Origin of the sequence: Arthrobacter sp. Bi83 (genome assembly GCF_918698095.1) — a bacterium.
In the GTDB taxonomy this organism is placed as follows: domain Bacteria; phylum Actinomycetota; class Actinomycetes; order Actinomycetales; family Micrococcaceae; genus Arthrobacter.
On record NZ_CAKKLY010000010.1, the window covers coordinates 1 to 17,946 of the forward strand.

Annotated in this window: 17 protein-coding genes and 1 pseudogene; 10 read left to right on the forward strand and 8 right to left on the reverse strand. The window is 65.8% G+C overall.

Annotated elements, in window-relative coordinates:
• The 3 genes and pseudogenes from LQ144_RS06860 to LQ144_RS06870 all read right to left on the reverse strand — a co-directional run.
• Positions 1–459, reverse strand: a pseudogene (locus tag LQ144_RS06860) (hypothetical protein); the annotation flags it as partial.
• 200 nt (positions 460–659) lie between these two features.
• A complete protein-coding gene (locus LQ144_RS06865; RefSeq protein WP_230117828.1) occupies positions 660–1,658 on the reverse strand; it encodes a LacI family DNA-binding transcriptional regulator in 999 nt (332 codons plus the stop codon).
• Between the two features lie 146 nt (positions 1,659–1,804).
• On the reverse strand, positions 1,805–3,163 hold the full coding sequence (locus LQ144_RS06870; RefSeq protein WP_230117829.1) for an MFS transporter: 1,359 nt from the start codon (positions 3,161–3,163) through the stop codon (positions 1,805–1,807).
• 205 nt (positions 3,164–3,368) lie between these two features.
• Between LQ144_RS06870 and hisD the strand changes: the two genes are divergently transcribed.
• Genes hisD through LQ144_RS06885 form a run of 3 tightly spaced genes read left to right on the forward strand, consistent with a single transcriptional unit; the run spans position 3,369 to position 6,488 of the window.
• On the forward strand, positions 3,369–4,715 hold the full coding sequence (gene hisD, locus LQ144_RS06875; RefSeq protein ID WP_230117830.1) for a histidinol dehydrogenase: 1,347 nt from the start codon (positions 3,369–3,371) through the stop codon (positions 4,713–4,715).
• Positions 4,716–4,723: 8 nt separating this feature from the next.
• A complete protein-coding gene (locus tag LQ144_RS06880; RefSeq protein ID WP_230117831.1) occupies positions 4,724–5,470 on the forward strand; it encodes an SDR family oxidoreductase in 747 nt (248 codons plus the stop codon).
• 52 nt (positions 5,471–5,522) lie between these two features.
• Positions 5,523–6,488 carry a 3-hydroxyacyl-CoA dehydrogenase family protein gene (locus tag LQ144_RS06885; protein WP_230117832.1) on the forward strand — a complete coding sequence of 322 codons (966 nt, stop codon included), beginning with the start codon at positions 5,523–5,525 and terminating at the stop codon, positions 6,486–6,488.
• Positions 6,489–6,516: 28 nt separating this feature from the next.
• Here the strand turns inward: LQ144_RS06885 and LQ144_RS06890 are convergent, their stop codons facing one another.
• The 3 genes from LQ144_RS06890 to LQ144_RS06900 form a co-directional block, all read right to left on the reverse strand.
• A complete protein-coding gene (locus LQ144_RS06890) occupies positions 6,517–7,569 on the reverse strand; it encodes an LCP family protein (protein WP_230117833.1) in 1,053 nt (350 codons plus the stop codon).
• A gap of 145 nt (positions 7,570–7,714) precedes the next feature.
• The gene (locus LQ144_RS06895) at positions 7,715–8,041 is read right to left on the reverse strand and encodes a carboxymuconolactone decarboxylase family protein (RefSeq protein ID WP_230117834.1); all 327 of its coding nucleotides are present in this window, start codon (positions 8,039–8,041) and stop codon (positions 7,715–7,717) included.
• Positions 8,042–8,092: 51 nt separating this feature from the next.
• Positions 8,093–9,136, reverse strand: a complete 1,044-nt coding sequence (locus tag LQ144_RS06900) for an NAD(P)-dependent alcohol dehydrogenase (protein WP_230117835.1) — start codon at positions 9,134–9,136, stop codon at positions 8,093–8,095.
• A 187-nt stretch (positions 9,137–9,323) separates the two neighbouring features.
• Between LQ144_RS06900 and LQ144_RS06905 the strand changes: the two genes are divergently transcribed.
• The 6 genes from LQ144_RS06905 (at position 9,324) to LQ144_RS06930 (ending at position 15,486) form a co-directional block, all read left to right on the forward strand.
• Positions 9,324–10,298, forward strand: a complete 975-nt coding sequence (locus LQ144_RS06905; RefSeq protein ID WP_230117836.1) for a helix-turn-helix transcriptional regulator — start codon at positions 9,324–9,326, stop codon at positions 10,296–10,298.
• A 23-nt stretch (positions 10,299–10,321) separates the two neighbouring features.
• On the forward strand, positions 10,322–11,140 hold the full coding sequence (locus LQ144_RS06910; protein ID WP_230117837.1) for an HAD family hydrolase: 819 nt from the start codon (positions 10,322–10,324) through the stop codon (positions 11,138–11,140).
• Between the two features lie 73 nt (positions 11,141–11,213).
• Complete coding sequence (locus LQ144_RS06915; protein WP_230117906.1) at positions 11,214–11,966, forward strand: glycerophosphodiester phosphodiesterase; 753 nt, start codon at positions 11,214–11,216, stop codon at positions 11,964–11,966.
• 161 nt (positions 11,967–12,127) lie between these two features.
• Complete coding sequence (locus tag LQ144_RS06920) at positions 12,128–12,358, forward strand: DUF6480 family protein (RefSeq protein WP_230117838.1); 231 nt, start codon at positions 12,128–12,130, stop codon at positions 12,356–12,358.
• A gap of 68 nt (positions 12,359–12,426) precedes the next feature.
• Positions 12,427–14,265, forward strand: a complete 1,839-nt coding sequence (locus LQ144_RS06925) for a thiamine pyrophosphate-requiring protein (RefSeq protein WP_230117839.1) — start codon at positions 12,427–12,429, stop codon at positions 14,263–14,265.
• Between the two features lie 96 nt (positions 14,266–14,361).
• Entirely contained in the window at positions 14,362–15,486 is a 1,125-nt protein-coding gene (locus LQ144_RS06930) for a glycerate kinase (RefSeq protein WP_230117840.1), read from the forward strand.
• Between the two features lie 46 nt (positions 15,487–15,532).
• On the opposite strand, the gene LQ144_RS06935 is transcribed toward LQ144_RS06930, so the two are convergent.
• The gene (locus tag LQ144_RS06935) at positions 15,533–16,195 is read right to left on the reverse strand and encodes a DUF6766 family protein (RefSeq protein WP_230117841.1); all 663 of its coding nucleotides are present in this window, start codon (positions 16,193–16,195) and stop codon (positions 15,533–15,535) included.
• Between the two features lie 79 nt (positions 16,196–16,274).
• Positions 16,275–16,763, reverse strand: a complete 489-nt coding sequence (locus tag LQ144_RS06940) for a DUF6328 family protein (RefSeq protein ID WP_230117842.1) — start codon at positions 16,761–16,763, stop codon at positions 16,275–16,277.
• Between the two features lie 259 nt (positions 16,764–17,022).
• Here LQ144_RS06940 and LQ144_RS06945 point away from each other — a divergent pair, with 259 nt between their 5' ends.
• On the forward strand, positions 17,023–17,922 hold the full coding sequence (locus tag LQ144_RS06945; RefSeq protein WP_230117843.1) for an SDR family oxidoreductase: 900 nt from the start codon (positions 17,023–17,025) through the stop codon (positions 17,920–17,922).
• The last annotated feature ends 24 nt before the right edge of the window (positions 17,923–17,946 follow it).

The window sequence follows — 17,946 nt, forward strand, 5'->3', positions numbered from 1 at the left end:
GATCCAGACCACCCGCGGCGTGAATCCTGTCCGGGTAAGGCTGGCCACTGCGAAACGTGCTTCGGCGTAGCCCACGTTGGACAGCTGGCCGGCCCGGGTGGCGGCAGACCACGGCCCCTGCGACCGGTACGTTGTGAGCTGCGCCGCGGTGGGGAAAGCCGCCATGGTGTACGCCTGGGCGGGCTTGCCGCTGGTCCTCACGAAGCCCACCTGGCTGGCAAGGCACGGGTTTTCGGTGAAGGGGAGACCCTTCGTCAGGCCCACCACGACGAACTGGGATGACGCGGGCGGGAGAGGCAGGCCAAAGCCGCCGACCGCCGTCGGGCACTGGGGCCAGGAGATGTCATGGCCCCTCAGCGATACTGCCTGCGCAGGAGGTGCAGCCGGAACGTAACCGAGGAGCAAGGCCAGGAAGACGAGGAGCCCGATCAGGAGGCGCCGCGTCGACACCGCGGTCACGGCGACCACCGGCTCCTGACGGCGGCCACGGGGCAACCGCTGATGTTCCGCCCGCCGATGTACGTTGCGGGGTGTACCAGCCCGGAATCACGAGCTTCGCCATCCATTGCCGTTCGCTCCTTTGCCACCACCAGTTTACGTCCGGAGGCGGCGCCAGGCTCCCAAAGCCCGGCCAGGTCAGCTCACGGAAGCGCCGGCGGTCAGGAGCCGCTGGTGGCCTTGGTGCTTCCGCGGACGATCAGGTCGCACGGGAAGTTGACCCGCCGGGCCGGCTGGCCCGGACTGTGGATGCGTTCCAGCAGCATCCGCGCCCCGACACGGGCCATCTCGCGGCTGGGCTGCCGGACGGTGGTCAGGCTGAAGGAGTCCCAGGCGGCCATGTCGACGTCATCGTAGCCGATCACCCAGCAATCCTGGGGCTGGATCTGGTTGGCGCGCAGGGCATCGAGGGCGCCAAAGGCCATCAGGTCGTTGGCGCAGAAAACAGCCTGTGGACGGTCCGCGCGTGAGAGCAGCCTGTTCATGACCTGGGCGCTGATGTCGTGGGAAAAGCCGCCCTGGAAACGGAAATGTTCCGGAACGGTGTGCCCCCGCTCCGCCATTCTGCCGAGGAACCCCAGGCCGCGCTCGCGGGAGGTGCTTGCGTTTTCAGCGCCACCGATGAACGCGACCTTGGTTTTGCCGTTGGCCACCAGATAATCGGCGACGGCGGCGCCGCCGTCAGTGTTGCTGCTGGTGACCTGGTCACATTCCAGGCCTTCCACGACGCGGTTGATCAGGACGATGGGGCTGTTCTTTTCTATGGCAGCCTGCAGTTCCAGCGAGTCTTCCGTGGCGGTCGTGAAAATGACTCCGTCGACGGCATGTTCCCGGATGGCCTTCAACGCGTCGTGGTGACTGCCGCCGCCCGCGTTCCAGATAACGACGCGGAAGCCCGCTGAGTCGAGCTCGCGGCTCAGCTCGTCAAGAACCTCCGGGTAGAAGGGGTTCGTGAGGTCGGCAACCACCACTCCGATGGTGTTCGTTTTCCTGGTCTTCATGGCCTGGGCGCCGGCATGAGGTACGTAGCCCAAGGTTTCCATGGCTGCCTGAACGCGCGCCTTCGTGGCAGGCGAAAGCTTCGCGGAGGAGGACATGACTCTGGACACGGTGGCCTGTGAGACGCCGGCCAGTTCTGCCACATCACGGCTGGTAACCATTGCGTCGCCCTCCTTTCATCTTGTTTACGCCGCAGGTGCGCAGAGGATTCCCGCTCTCCGTTGTTTCAGAGTAGCCAAAGTTTCGGACCTGCACCTGCAGGCGACTGCCTTTGGAGGCAGCCGCCTGCCTTTGCAGTGGCGGGGTATTACCGGCCGGTTGTCGGGTCGTATTCGGCGCTAAGGCCACGGCGGAACCGGACCCGGGGCGCCGTCTCAGGCGACCACAGCGCTCCTACAATGGTGATGATCGACGTGACCACCATGTAAAGGGCAACGAGCCAGTACCGGTCGAACTCAGGACCGATGAGTGCCGTGGCGATCAGCGGTGCGAAGCCTCCGGCGAAGACAGCCGCGACCTGCGGACCGACTGAGGCTCCGGAATAGCGCAGTTTGGGTTCAAAGAGTTCGGTGAAGTAGGCCGGTTCCACGGAATAGCAGAGGTCGCGGCCGACGTTGCAGGTCAAGATGAGCACGAGCACGAGCATCAGGAAGTCACCTGTCTGCACGGTCCAGAAGAAGGGGAAGGCCATCAGGAGCATGGTGGTTGCTCCGGCGATCACGGTGTAGCGGCGTCCCCAGCGGTCGGATACCCAGCCCCAGAACGGGATGGAGAAGATGCCCAGGCCTGCCATGATCATGGTGGCCAGCAGGATGCTGTTCTTTTCCAGCAGCACTGCGGGGCCGTAGGCGAGCAGGAACGTCGTGTAGATGTAGTAGTTCGCGTTCTCGGCAAACCGCATCATGATGACTTTGAGGATGGTCAGCGGGCGCGTCTTGATGACTTTGACCACCGGCATCTTCTCGATCTCACCCTTGCGCTTGATTTCTTCGAACGCCGGGGATTCGTCCACCTTGCTGCGGATGTAGAAGGAGAGCGCCACCAGCAGGATCGAGACGAGGAACGGGATGCGCCATCCCCAGGCCACAAAAGCCTCCGGTGAGATCAGGTAGCCCATGATGTAGAAGGCGCCGTTGGCCAGCAGTGTCCCTGCCGGCACGCCGATCTGCGGCCAGGAGCCGAAGAACCCGCGCCGCTCGGCCGGGGCGAACTCGGTGGCCATCAGCGCGGCGCCGCCCCATTCGCCGCCGACGCCGATGCCCTGCACGATCCGCAGGAGGACCAGCAGGATCGGGGCGGCGATGCCGATCGTGGCGAAGTTGGGCAGGCAGCCGATGAGGAAGGTGCCGCCGCCCATCAGACCGAGCGTCATCATGAGCATTTTCTTCCGGCCCAGGCGGTCGCCGAAGTGGGCAAAGATGACGCCTCCGATGGGGCGCGCCGCGAAGCCAATAGCGTAGGTGCTGAAGGAGAGCAGGATACCGACGAACGGACTCGCCTGCGGAAAAAACTGCGAGTTGAGGATGATGGCAGCGGCGACGCCGTAGACGTAGAAGTCGTACCACTCGATGCAGCTGCCCAGCACGGAGGAGACGAGGGCCTTGCGGCGCATCTTTGGATCAATGGCGGGTGGCGCTGGGGTTGCTGTTGTCGCGGGGGTGCTCATTCAGAGACTCCTTTGTCTTCGACCGGACTGTGAGCGCAGCCACACCGGCTGCCTCGTGAAAAGGAGTGTATACGTATTCAATTCATCACTACAAGCCCTTGTGTCGAAAAATGTATACGTATACACTCGTTCATCATGCAGGCCGGATGGCTTGGATCGGGGCGCTCCAGCAGTCGCCCATCAATGAAGATGGAAGGTAAGCCTGATGACGGTTACAAATGAAATCAGTTCGGCCGTGGAGTCAACGATGCTGAAAGAGCCTGCCCGGAACAGCGTGGCCCGGGGAAGTACGCCCGAGGTCCGGGCGACCGTGGAGGGCGTCATCGCAGATATCCGCGAACGCGGCGACGCAGCCGTCCGCGAGTATTCGGAGAAGTTCGACAAGTACGCGCCCGAATCGTTTCTCCTGAGCCAGGATCAGCTTGACGAGATCATGGCCCGCGTTCCGGAGCAGACCATTGAGGACATCAAGTTCGTCCAGGAACAGGTCCGGGTCATGGCGCAGAAGCAGCTTGCGTCCCTGTCCGACTTCGAAATCGAAACCCTGCCCGGAGTGTTCCTCGGGCAGAAGAACGTACCGGTCCAGGCTGCCGGCGCGTACATACCCGGCGGAAAGTACCCGCTGCTGGCCAGCGCCCACATGACCATCATTACTGCCAAGGTCGCCGGCGTGGAGCGCGTCGCGGCGTGCACCCCGCTGATCCAGGGCGAGGTGCCGGACGCCACCGTCGCGGCCATGTATCTGGCCGGTGCCGACGAGATCTACCTTTTGGGCGGCATCCAGGCGGTCGCCGCGCTGGCCATCGGCACCGAAACCATCAAGCCGGTCAACATGCTGGCCGGCCCCGGCAACGCCTTCGTCGCCGAAGCCAAGCGCCAGCTCTTCGGTGAGGTCGGCATCGACCTCTTCGCCGGGCCCACCGAGGTCCTCATCGTTGCCGACGAACACGCGGACCCGTTCATCGTCGCCGTCGACCTCCTGTCCCAGGCCGAGCACGGGCCAGACTCGCCCGCCGTCCTGATCACTACCAGCGGGGAGCTGGGCCGCAAAGTCATCGAGCACATCGACACCATCCTCGTGGACATGCCCACCCGCGATTACGCCGCGGCCGCATGGCGCGACTGGGGCGCAGTCCACGTCGTTGAAAATCTTAACGAAGCGTACGTCCTGGCCGACGAGTACGCCTACGAGCACGTTCAGATCCTCACGCAGAACCCGCGCGAAGCCCTTGACAAGATGCACGACTACGGCGCACTCTTCCTCGGCGAAGGGACCTGCGTGTCCTATGGGGACAAGGTCATCGGCACCAACCATGTGCTTCCTACCCGCGGCGCCGCCCGGTATACCGGCGGCCTCTGGGTGGGCAAGTACCTGCGCACCGTCACGTACCAGGAAGTGACCAACACCGAGTCCAGCGCCTTCTTCGGTGAGCTCTGCGGCCGCGCATCCAGGGTGGAACGGTTCGAGGGCCACGCCCGTTCGGGCGACGTCAGGGCGGCGAAGTACCGCGGCACGTCCCTGCCCTGGTCGGACCACACCTTCGAAAGCTAAGGGCCAGGGTGCTGAATTTCCGCCTGGACGGCAAGAATGCACTGGTCACGGGGGCATCCCGCGGACTCGGCAAGGCCATCGCCGATGGCCTTGCCGAGTGCGGTGCCACCGTGTATGGAACCAGCCGTGACGCCTCAAGTGCCCGCCAGATCAGCGAACGGTACGGAACGCCCTCCCTTCCCATCGACGTGACCCGGACCAAGGACCTGCGTCGATTCGCTGCCACCCTGATGCATGACAGCGGAGGTATTGATCTGCTGGTCAACAACGCAGGCGTCAATGTACCCAAGCCGGCGCTGGAACTGACAGCCGACGACTGGGATACCGTTTTTGACACCAATCTCAAGGGCAGCTTCTTCCTGACCACGGCCATCGCGCAGCACTGGATGGACCGGGGAACGCCGGGCGCCGTCGTCAACGTCGCGTCCCAGGCGGGAATCGTCGGAATCGAGGAACGGGCAGCCTACGGGACCAGCAAGGCCGGCCTGATCCATCTCACCAAGATCCTGGCTCTGGAATGGGCCCCGGCCGGAATCCGGGTCAACGCCGTCGCACCGACCTTCGTGCGCACGGAACTGACAGCATCGACCCTCAGCAGACCTGAATGGGCTGCGGAGCTGCTGTCCAGAATCCCGATGGGACGGTTCGGTGAACCGGAAGACATCGCGGGGGCGATCGCGTTTCTGCTCAGTGACGCCGCCTCGCTGATCACGGGCCACACGCTGGCCGTCGACGGCGGTTACACGATCCGCTAACCGTGCCCGGCCCTTCGGTCCTGCGCGCCCGACCTTTCCTAGGAGCATGTTCATGACAATCGTTGACACCTTTACAACCACGGCCGTCGTCGGCTCAGGCTACATGGGCGGCGGAATCGCGCAGGTACTGGCTTTGCACGGCTACGAAGTCGCACTGGGCGACGTCGACGGCGAGACCGCCGAACGGGCGCGCGTCAGGCTAGTCGAACAAGCCCGCGGGTTCGAGGCCCACGGACTGTTCCCGGAGGGGGCGGCCGAGGTCATTGCGGGAAACCTTGCCGCTGCGGGCAGCATTGAGGAAGCGGTGGCGGCGGCGGACTTCATCGCCGAGGCGGTTCCAGAAGACCCAGGGCTAAAAGCCAATATCCTTCGCCGGATCTCGACGGCTGCTCCGGCCGGCGCTGTCATCGGCACGAACACCTCAGCCATCCCCATCGGAGAACTGGCCCTGTCGGTGGCCGGTCCGGAGCGGTTCCTCGGCGTCCACTGGATGAATCCCGCCCCGTTTATCCCCGGTGTCGAACTCATACCCGGCCCGGACACAGACCCCGTTGTCCTGGACCTCGCCGAGGAGCTCATCCGCGGCGTGGGTAAGACACCGGCAAAGGTGGCTGACACGCCGGGATTCGTCGCCAACCGGCTCCAGTTCGCGCTGTACAAGGAAGCGGTTCAGATTGTTGACGATGGTGCCGCTACACCTGAGCAGATCGACACAGTAGTCAGAAACACCTTTGGGTTCCGCCTGGCTTTGTTCGGGCCCTTTGCGATCGGGGACATGGCGGGACTGGACGTCTACGAATCATCGTTCCGTACTTTGGAAAGGGCCTACGGTGATCGGTTTGCGGCTCCGGAAGCGCTAGCCGTGATGGTCAAGGATGGAAACCTTGGCCTCAAAAGCGGCCTCGGTTTCCTGGGCATCGATCCGGATGACCGGGACGCGCTGCTGGCCTACCGGGACAGTGCTTACGGGCGGCTTTCGCACCTGCGGGCGGAGCTTGGAGAGGCGCCAGGGCTGTAGGCGGTACGTCCGGAGGCGGCGCCAGGCTTCAGCGGGCGGGTTGGATCCCCGAATCCTTGATGTACTGGGCCACGCGGTCCCCGGCAAGGGCCGTCCTGATCTTGGTGATGGCTGCCGGGTCCTGCAGAACTATTGACCGTCCGTCGTCGGACGTGCCGACACCCGCCGTGGGAAGGGCAAAAAACACGCTGTCCTGCAGCCGGATATTCCGCAGGCTGTACGCCAGTCCCGCCACGGCTGGCGCGTCCAGGCCGGCATTGACGGCGAAAAACGAGGAGACGGAGCTGACCACCTTACGGAGCGTCTCCGGGTTCGTCAGCGTTTTCGGGCTGAGGAGCTTTGCGATCAGCGCCTTCACGAAGGTTTGTTGGTCCCGCACCCGCTGGTAGTCGCCGTCAGCGAATGCGTAGCGCTCGCGGACAAACTCAAGTGCCTGGGCACCGGTGAGGGTCTGCTTGCCGGGCCTGAACACGTGGCCGCTGTCGTGGGTTGAAGTGAACGGCGTCCTGACGTCCACTTCAACCCCGCCCAAGGCGTCCACCAACCCCGTGAACCGTCCGAAGTCGATCAGGACAGTGTGGTCGATGTGCACCCGGAAGAGTGACTCGACGGTCTGCGTCATAAGGGGTACGCCTCCCAAAGCCAGGCCGTCATTGATTTTGGAGAAGCCGTGGCCCGGAATGGCAGCCCAGGTGTCCCGCATGACGGAGATCCCGTAGGCATGCCTGCGGTCCGCGGTGATGTGAACCATGATGATCGCGTCCGCCCGCTGGTCCGTGGCGACCCTCGCGGCGGCCGCCTTCGCATTCGGCTCCCGGGTGTCGCTGCCCAGCAGCAGGATGTTGACGCCCCGCCCCCGGAGCTTGTCGACGGGGACCGCGGGAGCCGAAGGCGTCGCCTTTGGCGAGGGAGCGGCGGTGGGGGATGCGGACGTTGCCGGAGGAATGGCCGGGGCGGCCGCCCGGTTGCCAGGGTGGCCCTGTACCCAGACGAAGACGCCTGCCAGGACGGACATAAGGACCCCCAGCGTTACAAGGAACAGCAGCACCTTAGGCTGGACGCGTCGTCGCTGGTCGCTCATGGGATAACTATGTGCCTGAAATGACCCGATGGGAAAGGACTCGCCGGGCGGCCTGAATGTGCCCTGAAAAAGCCCGGAATCGGTGCGGCTTTTGTCCCTTCCACCCTCCGCAGCCCCGGACGGGGCTGCGGAGTCAATGGTGGAACTAGCTGGCTCGGAAGAGGTCCTTCGCGACCGCCATGGCGGACATCGCCTTCGGCCATCCAGCGTAAAAGGCCAGGTGGGTGATCACCTCGATGAGCTCCTGCTCGCTGGCGCCATTGTCCTTGGCCCTGCCCAGGTGGTGGGCCAGCTGCTCAGTGCTGCCGCTCGTGATGAGACTCGCGACCGTTACAAGGCTGCGCTCCTTCGGGGTCAGCTCCGGTCGCTCCCAGACCTGGCCGAACAGGACATCGTCCGTGAAGCCCACCAGTGCGGGCGCGAAATCGCCAAACAACTTCTCCGCGCCGGAAGGTTCCTTAGTGTCTGTCATTGTCTTCACTTTCTCAGTAGTCGTTCAGTGCCAATGCCCCTGTGGCAACGCTTAGCTGAGGGTGGCGGTGTCTATGACGAAGCGGTACCGGACGTCGGAGACCAGGACGCGTTCGTAGGCGTCGTTGATCTTGCTGGCCGGGATGACCTCGATCTCCGCGCCGAGCTGGTGTTCGGCGCAGAAGTCGAGCATTTCCTGGGTTTCGCGGATGCCGCCGATGGCGGAGCCTGCGAAGGACCGGCGCCCCATGATGAGTGAGAACACGTTCACCGGGAGCGGTTCCGCCGGTGCGCCCACGTTGACCAGGGCGCCGTCGAGGGTCAGCAGCTGCAGATAGGAGCTGATATCGATCTTCGCGCTGACCGTGTTGATGATCAGGTCGAAGGTGCCCGCGAGCCGTTCGAACGTGCCGGGATCGCTCGTGGCGAAGTAGGCGTCCGCACCCAGGCGCAGGCCGTCTTCCTGCTTCTTCAGGGACTGGGAGAGAACAGTGACGTCGGCGCCCATGGCGTGGGCGAGCTTGACGGCCATGTGGCCGAGCCCGCCGAGGCCGACAATCGCGACCTTCTTGCCGGGGCCGGCGCCCCAGTGGCGCAGCGGCGAGTAGGTGGTGATGCCGGCGCACAGCAGGGGAGCGGCGACGTCGAGTTCGATGCCCTCAGGGATGGTGACCACGAAATCTTCGGCCACTACGACGTGGGTGGAGTAGCCGCCCTGGGTGATGGTTCCGTCGCGGTCCACGGCGCCGTAGGTGCCTGTCATGCCGGCGAGGCAGTACTGCTCCTCGCCCTTGAGGCAGTTGGCGCACTCCATGCAGGAGTTGACCATGCAGCCGACGCCGACGCGGTCGCCCACCTGGTGCCGGGTGACCTCGGCGCCGATCTCGGTGACGATGCCGGCGATTTCGTGGCCGGGGACCAGCGGGTACTGCTGGGGTCCCCAGTCGCCCCGGACGGTGTGGATGTCTGAGTGGCAGATGCCGGCGTACTTGATCTCGATCAGGACATCGTGGGCGCCGACGTCCCGGCGCTCGATGGTGGTGGGAACGAGTTCCCCGTCAGCGGACGGGGCGGCGTAAGCGTTGGCGGTAAGCATGTGTCTCCTGTTTCAGGATCGGTTGGCAATGCCCCGCCAGAGGGGATCACCCGGCGGACCTTGTCGGCCGCGAGCGGGGCGGGGCACCATCCATACAACCCTGTTTGGTTCGGATGAGGGAGTCACTGCTGATACAGGTACTGGCAGGGACTCCCTCCGGGCCCCGCAAACTCCTAGCCTTGAGGCTATGGATAACCGCAACGAGATCCGTGACTTCCTCGCCTCCCGACGCGCCAAAATCAGCCCGGAACAGGCTGGACTGCCGGTCTACGGCGGTAAACGGCGGGTGCCCGGACTCCGCCGAGGGGAAGTGGCGACGCTTGCGGGCGTGAGCGTCGAGTACTACACCCGGCTGGAGCGCGGAAGCCTCGGCGGCGTGTCGGAGAGCGTGCTTGAGGCGTTGGCCAGGGCACTTCAGCTCGACGACGCCGAACGGTCGCACCTGTTCGACCTGGCCCGGGCTGCCAACACCACACAGCCGCGGCGTCGTCCCGCCCAGCAGCGCGTCCGGCCGAGCGTCCAGTTCGCCCTCGATTCGATCACCGACGCCCCGGCGTTCGTGCGCAACGGGCGCATGGACATCCTGGCCGCCAACCGGCTGGGCTATGCGCTGCACTCCGAGATGTACGTCAGCCCAGGGCGGCCGGCCAATTACGCCCGGTTCATCTTCCTGGAGGAGGAACGCTCCCGCCGTTTCTTCCCCGACTGGGAGCTGGCGGCCAACAACATGGTGGCCATCCTGCGCGCCGAGGCCGGCCGCGACCCATTCGACCGGGGACTGAGCGACCTCGTGGGCGAGCTCTCAACCCGCAGCGGCGAGTTCCGCACCCGCTGGGCCGCGCACAACGTGCGCCGCCACACCACCGGATTCAAGCACTTCCACCACCCCGTCGTCGGCGAGCTGCACCTGATGTTCGAGGCGATGGACCTCTCCGCGGACACCGGACTCTCACTGTTTATCTATCCGCCCGAGCCCGGTTCTCCCTCCGCGGACGCCCTGCGGCTCCTGGCGAGCTGGGCGGCAACGCAGGCCCTGGCTGCCGAAAGCCAGACCGGGCGTGAAAACGAGGCCGAGCGGACCCCGGCAGCCAAGGCCCCGGCCGCCAAGACACCGGCCACGCGGCAGGACTCGGCCCCGGCGGCCGCGGGGGACGGCGTCTGACCGTGCCCACGTAGACTGGCAGGATGCGGTTGGTAGCAAGTGACATAGACGGAACGATCCTTGGGCACGACGGAAAGATCAGTGGCCGCACGGTCCGGGCATTCCACGCCTGCCGGGAGGCCGGCGTCGAACTTGTCTTTGTCACGGGCCGCCCGCCGCGCTGGCTGCACCCGCTCGAAGAGCAGCTGGGGCACACCGGCACGGTGATCTGTTCGAACGGCGCGGTGGTGTGGGACCTCGAGGCGGGCCAGCTGGTATCCGCCCGGACCATGGCCCTCGCGGACGTTTTCGAGGCCCGCCGGATCATCAAGACACTTCGTCCCGCAGCCCTGTTTGCCGCCGAGACCCTCACCGGCTTCCACCTGGAACCGGGCTTCATCGAGAACGGCTCCAGTGAGCTTCTTTCCGAGTTCACCCCCGCTCCGCTGGCCGAGACGCTCACGGCGGATGACGCCGTCGTGAAGTTTCTCGCCATCGTCCGCGAAGGCACCGCGGATGACTTCCTCGCGGAGGTGACTCCAGCAGTCGGTAATCTAGCCACCGTCACGCACTCGGCACCCACCGTCGCCATGCTGGAGCTGTCGGTCCCGGGCATTAACAAGGCCGTGACGCTGGCTGAATACGCTGCGTCGCGGGGAATCGACGCCGCGGACGTGGTGGCCTTCGGTGACATGCCCAACGACATCGAAATGCTCCGCTGGGCCGGCCACGGTTACGCGATGGCCAGCGGCCATCCGGAGGCGATCCGCGCCGCCGGGCAGCAGGCACCGCACTTTGACGACGACGGCGTGGCCCAGATTCTCGAGGAAAAGCTCGCCGAACTCGGCGTCAGGCTGCCGTAAAACGACCGTGGCTCTGCCCTTTTTCTCCCCTTCGGGCCGTGGCGCCGGTGCCGCCGGAGGCGCGCCCGTCGCCATGGCGCACCGTGGCTTCTCCCGCGAGGGCCTGGAGAACTCCATGGCAGCGTTCCGCGCCGCCGTCGGGATCGGCTACCGGTACCTGGAAACGGACGTGCACACGACATCCGACGGCGTGCTGCTCCTCTTTCACGACGCGGCACTGGACCGGATCACGGACGGCGCCGGACGGATCGCAGAGCTGACCGCCGCCGAGGTTGCACGGGCCAGGATCGGGGGCCTGGAACCGGTGCCAACGTTCGATGAACTCGTGGCCGCCTTCCCCGACGCCCGGTTCAATCTCGACGTCAAGGACTGGAACTCAGTCCGCAGCCTCGCGGCCGCCATCGAGCGGCACGCCCTGCACGACCGTGTCCTCATCGCCAGCTTTTCGGACCGCCGACGCCGGGCGGTACTGCGGCTGCTCAGCCGCCGCACTGCCTCCTCCGCGGGGACGGCGGCCAATGCCGCCTTCGTGGCGCTCTCGCCGCTGCTGGCCGTGCCCGGTGTGGGTGCGCTGGCGCGGGCGGTCGTGGGCCGTGTGCTGCGCGACGTCGATGCCCTGCAGGTGCCGGTCCGCTACCGTGCTGTTCAGGTGGTGACCCCCGGCTTTGTCCGCCGCGCCCACGACCTGGGGCTGTACGTCCACGTGTGGACCATCAACGAGCCGGCCGAGATGCACAGGCTCCTGGACCTCGGCGTGGACGGCATCGTCTCCGACCGCGCCGACCTGCTGAGGGAAGTTCTGGTGAGCCGGGGCGCCTGGTCCTAGACGGACCCTCCTGGGTGGACTTCTCGGCATCTGACTGGTCCAGAATCATCAGCATGCTTACAATTAGTCCAGTGCCCCCGGGGCCCCGGAGGGCCGAGCTCCACCGTCACCAAAGTCCGTTGTATTTGCATACGACCCTAACCACGGAGGACCGCAGGAACATGAGCAGCTATCACCCCGAAAACGACCCCGCCAACCCGGACCAGCCCGGCTCCGCCGATGCGGCCGGCGAAAAGGAGCATGGAACCGAACGGGAAGACCCGGCCGCTTCGCCCAACCCTGACCCGCTGAATGGAAACATCACCGGACTTGAGCCCGGCGGAGGCGTGCCGCCGGGTGAGACGCCGCCGGCGGAGGACCAGATGAGCGGGGACCAGGGGCACGAGGAGTAGTCCAGAGTCCATACTCCGAGGGCAGGTCAAGCCCGGTATCTTTCACATCTTGAGCAGGGGAGTCTTCGATGGCTGATCGGCTGGTTGCTGACGTAATGGTGGAACGCCTCAAAGCCTGGGGCGTGGACAGGGTCTTCGGATACAGCGGCGACGGCATCAACGGCTTCATGGGTGCCCTCCGCCGCGCCGGCGACGGCGGCAAGTCGGGCGGCGTCCAGTTCGTCCAGGCCCGGCACGAGGAGACTGCCGCATTCATGGCTGTTGGCCACGCCAAGTACACCGGCGGCGTGGGCGTTGTGACGTCCACGCAGGGACCTGGTGCGGTGCATCTCCTGAACGGCCTTTACGACGCCAAGCTGGACGGCGTCCCGGTCGTGGCGATTATCGGGCAGCAGAGCCGCAGCGTGCTGGGATCTGCGTACATGCAGGAAATCGACCTCCTGACCCTGTTCAAGGACGTGGCGGCACAGTTTGCGCAGATGGTGAGCACCCCGGAGCAGCTTCCCATGGTCCTGGACCGCGCCTTCCGCACGGCGCTTGAGACGCGGACGCCGTGCGTCGTGATCGTCCCGCATGACATTCAGAAGGCCCCGGCGCCGGAACTCGAGCAGGAGCACGGCATCATCGTGACCGCACCGGAATGGCGGCCCGCGCGGGTACTGCCGCGCGAGGACGACCTCGTGAAGGCCGTCGAGGTGCTGGACACCGGCCGCAAGGTGGCACTCTTGGTGGGCCAGGGCGCGAAGCATGCCCAGGCCGAGGTAGTGGCCATCGCGGAAAAGCTCGGCGCAGGCGTCACCACCAGCCTGCTGGGTAAGCCCTACGTCGACGAGACCCTGCCCTTTGCCGCGGGCACCATGGGACACCTTGGTTCCACGGCCAGCGCCCACCTGATGGGACACTGCGACACCCTGCTGATCATCGGTTCGAACGATCCCTGGACCGAGTTCTATCCCAAACCGGGCGCCGCCCGGGCCGTGCAGATCGACATCGACGGCCGGAAAGTGGGCAACCGCTACCCGGTGGAGGTGGGCCTCGTGGGGGACGCTGCGGAAACCCTGCGGGAACTCACCGCACGCCTCGGAAACGGAGCCGCCGGCGAAAGCGGCGAGGGGGCGGCCAGCGAGGCCCGCAAACAGTGGCGCGCGGGTGTGGAGGAGCAGGTTCACAGCTGGCATGCGCTACAGGAGGAGCGCTCCCGCGTGCCGGCGAAGCCGGTCAACCCGGAACTCGTGGTGCGAGAGCTCAACGGCCGGCTCCCGGCCAACGCCCAGGTGAGTGTCGACGTCGGCAGTTGCGTTTATTGGTACGCCCGCCAGCTGACCCTTCCGCCGGGAGTGCCGGCGCACCTGTCCGGGACTCTTGCCAGCATGGGCTGCTCCATTCCGTACGGCATCGCGGCCAAGCTTGCCCGGCCGGAGCGGCCGGTGGTGGCGCTGTCGGGCGACGGCGCCATGCAGATGGCGGGGATTGCAGAACTGGTGACCGTCGCACACCGCTGGCGGCAATGGGCTGATCCGCGCTTTGTGGTCTGTGTCTTCAATAACCGCGACCTCGCCGAAGTCACGTGGGAGCAGCGGGAAACAGAGTCCGAGCCGCGGTTCCCGGACAGTCAGGAGATCCCGGATTTTCCGTATGCCGGCTACGCGGAACTGCTGGGTTTGATGGGGATCCGGGTCGATTCCCCGGGGCAACTGGCCAGCGCCTGGGACCGCGCCTTTGCGGCGGACCGCCCCGTGGTGATCGAGGTCCTGACGGATCCGGACGTCCCGCTCCTGCCTCCTTTCCCCGCAGGCGCCGAGAAGCTGGACGGCATGCGGTCCGCCCTCTCCGCCGAAGGGCCGGACGGAAGCGGCGCCCGTGAACTCCTGGACACATACGCCGGCCAGGAGGAAGCACGCGCCTGATGGCGGGCGCGTGCTCCGGCCAATCAGTGGTTCAGGGAGCCGGCATGACGGAACCGGCAAGCGCGCGTTCCTGAGCCTTGCTGGCAGGATGGTGCCATGCGCATCCTCATCGCCCCGGACAAGTTCAAGGGTTCCCTCACCGCCATCGAAGCCGCCGCCGCCATCGCCGAAGGCGCCCGCCGCGTCTATCCCGACGCCGTAGCCAACCAGTTTCCGGTGGCCGACGGCGGCGAAGGGACGCTCGAAGCTGCCGTTGCCGCCGGGTACGAAGAGCGGCTCAACGCCGTCGTCGGGCCCATTCTCGCCCCAATCGGCGCGGCGTGGGCGCTGCGGAAGGATGCTTTCGGCGGAGCCACGGCTGTGATCGAGACTGCCCAGGCTTCCGGCCTGGCCCACATGGAGCCGACGCCGGAGAACTCCCTCCGCGCCCACAGTTATGGCTGCGGCCAGCTGATTGCCGCGGCCCTGGACGCCGGCGCCACGGAGATCGTGCTGGGCGTTGGCGGTTCGGCCATGTCCGACGGCGGCAGCGGCGCCCTGCGTGCGCTGGGGCTCAAGCCCCTGGACACGGCCGGAAACGTGGTGCCGCTGGGCGGCGGATCGCTCGCGGAAGTGGCAGCCCTGGATGTCTCGGGCCTCGATCCCCGCCTGACCGCCGTAAACTTCCGGATCGCCGTCGACGTTCAGAATCCGCTGTACGGCGCCGACGGCGCGGCACACGTCTTCGGCGCGCAGAAGGGTGCTGATGAGGACGCCGCCGAAAAGCTCGACGCCGGCCTGCGCAACTGGGCGTCCATCCTCAGGGAGGCCACGGGCCGGGACGTCAACGTCCCGGGATCCGGAGCGGCGGGCGGCTTCCCGGCGTCGTTCCTGGCCTTCACGCACGCCACCCTCGAAGGCGGCTTCGCCCTCGTCGCCGGGCTGACCGGGCTGGCCGAGCAGCTCAAGGACGCCGACCTCGTCATCACCGGCGAAGGTTCCATGGACTCCCAGTCCCTCACCGGAAAGGCACCCATCGCGCTCGCGGACGCCGCCCGGGAACGGGGCATCCCGGTGATCGTGGTGGCGGGGCGGATCCTGGTCACGCCGGAGGACCTGGCCGAACACGGCGTGGTGGCCGCGGCGCAGCTGCTGGACGTCGCCTCAAGCCCGGAAGACGCCGTCGCCAATGCCGCAAAATACCTTGCGTGGGCCACTTCCCAGGTGCTCGAAGGCGCTTAACACCGCATGCTTCGCCCCTAGGCCGGACCTTGCTGGACAGGTGCGCTCAGGCGCCGGTTTCGTAGTGCGGTTCGGCGACGGGTTTGGATTCGGGGGACCCCTTCTCGCGCAGGTAGACCGATGTTCCCACCAGCACCGCCACGGCGAGAAACTCGCTTTGCCAGTTCTGGAAAGACTCGAACCAGAACCGGCTCGTGGCGAAGTAGCCCAAGACGCTTACTGTCGGCTGGCCGTGGCTCTCCTGCTCGCTGTTGTAATCGTCGGCGCCACCAATGCCGTGCAGCACGAACGAGGCCAGGAACAGCAGCAGGAACATGATCGAAAGGGAGTGTTCATAAAGCTTCAGCACCACTCCGCCGCGCTTCACGGGCCACGGGGTGGCGTCCTTGATGGTGGCATTGCGGGGATCCTCGTCCTGCGGCGCGTCCTTTCCCATGGGTTTGGATTCCGAGGAGCCCTTCTGGAAAAGGAACACGGTGAGGATGACGTACATGCCCATCTGCAGGAATTCGGACTCCCAGTTTTCAAACGTGGCTTCCACAAAAGCGCCGGTGCCCAGATATTCCGCGACGGTGACGGCCGGCTGCCCGTGAGCGAGCTGGTCTTCGCTGTAGTTGCTGGCGCCGGTGAGGATCATGCCGCCAAAGAACGCCAGGAAGAGCCCCACGTTTGCCAGCAGCAGCCCGTGTTCCTTGGCCCATTTACGCATTGTTCCTCCGTGCTCTTTTGATTGATGCCCCGCCCTCACTGGAGCGGAGCCGGCAGTTTCTGTCCGGCTTCCGGGCCTGCTATCTCCGGGCTTGCCGGTGAAGATGCAGGGGGACATAAACGAGAAGGACGGCCAGCACCGCGAGCAGTACCAGCCCTGCGGTGAGTCCGGCGGTGCGCCCGGCCGTGACGTCGAAGACCAGCGCCGCAGTCCCGACGCTGAGGCATGCCACGCCGCCCAGTGCGATCTTGGTGATGTTGTCCGCACTGGACACCAGAGTCTCTTTGAGCCGGTGGCGGAACAGCCGCCGGTGCACGCTGACCGGCAGGAGGATGAAGGCGGTGGTCAGGGCGGCAAGCGCCACATTCACCAGATAGAGGCCGATCTGGAAGTCGTCGAGTTCCTTGAACCGCTGCTGAAAAGGCAGGGTCAGCAGGAAGCCGGCAAGGATCTGCACGCCCGTCTGCAGCACCCGCAGCTCCTGCAACAGCTCCATCCAGTTGCGGTCGAGCTGTTCCTCGCGGGTCTCATTCCTGCCGCTGCCTGCTGGGGCGTCCGGATCACTCATGCATCGACCTCCATCTGGCCTCAGGCGGGCCCGCCTGCTCCCAACGTAGGCTCAAGCCGGACCGAATTCAACAACTGCTAAGTTTGCTGACTAATTTCTATCAGGATGTGGACTTGGTCCTCAAACCTGCGTTAGGTTCGAAGAGTCGGACGCCCAATGGCCCACGGAGGGAGCCGTGGAAAGCGAACCGTGAAGCCGCCTCAATGGCCAGTCCCGCATGACCCTGCCCGTTAGAACCCTGACCGTTAGTAGGTGGACTATGAGTGACTCAGCAAAGCAGACTGACCAGCCCAGGGATCCCCGTGGTACCTACCACTCGGGACCCTTTCCCGAGCAGGAACAGAAGCAGCCGGGACTCACCGCCCCGATGGATCCGCAGCCGGACCATGGCGAGCTGAGCTACGAGGGCAGCGACAAGCTGCGGGGCAAAGCCGCGCTCATCACCGGTGGCGACTCCGGCATCGGCAAGGCGGTGGCTATTGCCTTCGCCCGCGAGGGTGCGGATGTCGCCATTTCCTATCTTCCCGAGGAGGAAGAGGACGCCCAGGACACGGCGGAATGGATCCGCAAGGCCGGCAGGCGGGCGCTGCTTCTCGCCGGCGACGGCCGGAGTGAAGAGTTCAGCACGAAGATCGTGGACGACGCAGTAGCGGAGTTCGGCAGGCTGGATGTGGTGGTGCTCAACGCCGCCTACCAGAAGAACCGGGACAGCTTCGAATCGCTTCCCACCGAAGAGTTCGACCGCGTCTTTCAAACCAATCTCTACTCACTGCTGTGGACCGCCCGTGCCGCCGTGCCGCACCTGACCGTGGGTGCGTCGATCATCACCACCGCTTCCATCCAGGCGTTCAACCCCTCACCGGGACTGATCGACTATGCCATGACCAAGGCGGCCCAGGTTGCCTTTACCAAGGCCCTGGCCCAGGAGCTCGGGCCTAAGGGTGTCCGCGTGAACGCCGTGGCGCCGGGCCCCATCTGGACTCCGCTTATTCCGGCCACGGAATGGCCTGACAAACTGCCCAAGTTCGGCCAGGACACGCCGCTGCAGCGCGCCGGCCAGCCCGCGGAACTCGCCCCGGCCTATGTCCTGCTGGCGTCCGACGCCGGCTCGTACATCTCCGGGGCAGTTCTGCCCGTCACCGGCGGCAAGGGGCTGTGAGCCGGGCCCTGGGCCGCACGGAGA

Excerpts from the sequence above, each read along its gene's own strand:
- LQ144_RS06865 (WP_230117828.1), bottom strand. The coding sequence starts at position 1,658 with ATGGTTACCAGCCGTGATGTGGCAGAACTGGCCGGCGTCTCACAGGCC.
- LQ144_RS06870 (WP_230117829.1), bottom strand. The coding sequence starts at position 3,163 with ATGAGCACCCCCGCGACAACAGCAACCCCAGCGCCACCCGCCATTGAT.
- hisD (WP_230117830.1), top strand. The coding sequence starts at position 3,369 with ATGACGGTTACAAATGAAATCAGTTCGGCCGTGGAGTCAACGATGCTG.
- LQ144_RS06885 (WP_230117832.1), top strand. The coding sequence starts at position 5,523 with ATGACAATCGTTGACACCTTTACAACCACGGCCGTCGTCGGCTCAGGC.
- LQ144_RS06890 (WP_230117833.1), bottom strand. The coding sequence starts at position 7,569 with ATGAGCGACCAGCGACGACGCGTCCAGCCTAAGGTGCTGCTGTTCCTT.
- LQ144_RS06895 (WP_230117834.1), bottom strand. The coding sequence starts at position 8,041 with ATGACAGACACTAAGGAACCTTCCGGCGCGGAGAAGTTGTTTGGCGAT.
- LQ144_RS06900 (WP_230117835.1), bottom strand. The coding sequence starts at position 9,136 with ATGCTTACCGCCAACGCTTACGCCGCCCCGTCCGCTGACGGGGAACTC.
- LQ144_RS06905 (WP_230117836.1), top strand. The coding sequence starts at position 9,324 with ATGGATAACCGCAACGAGATCCGTGACTTCCTCGCCTCCCGACGCGCC.
- LQ144_RS06910 (WP_230117837.1), top strand. The coding sequence starts at position 10,322 with ATGCGGTTGGTAGCAAGTGACATAGACGGAACGATCCTTGGGCACGAC.
- LQ144_RS06915 (WP_230117906.1), top strand. The coding sequence starts at position 11,214 with ATGGCGCACCGTGGCTTCTCCCGCGAGGGCCTGGAGAACTCCATGGCA.
- LQ144_RS06920 (WP_230117838.1), top strand. The coding sequence starts at position 12,128 with ATGAGCAGCTATCACCCCGAAAACGACCCCGCCAACCCGGACCAGCCC.
- LQ144_RS06925 (WP_230117839.1), top strand. The coding sequence starts at position 12,427 with ATGGCTGATCGGCTGGTTGCTGACGTAATGGTGGAACGCCTCAAAGCC.
- LQ144_RS06930 (WP_230117840.1), top strand. The coding sequence starts at position 14,362 with ATGCGCATCCTCATCGCCCCGGACAAGTTCAAGGGTTCCCTCACCGCC.
- LQ144_RS06935 (WP_230117841.1), bottom strand. The coding sequence starts at position 16,195 with ATGCGTAAATGGGCCAAGGAACACGGGCTGCTGCTGGCAAACGTGGGG.
- LQ144_RS06940 (WP_230117842.1), bottom strand. The coding sequence starts at position 16,763 with ATGAGTGATCCGGACGCCCCAGCAGGCAGCGGCAGGAATGAGACCCGC.
- LQ144_RS06945 (WP_230117843.1), top strand. The coding sequence starts at position 17,023 with ATGAGTGACTCAGCAAAGCAGACTGACCAGCCCAGGGATCCCCGTGGT.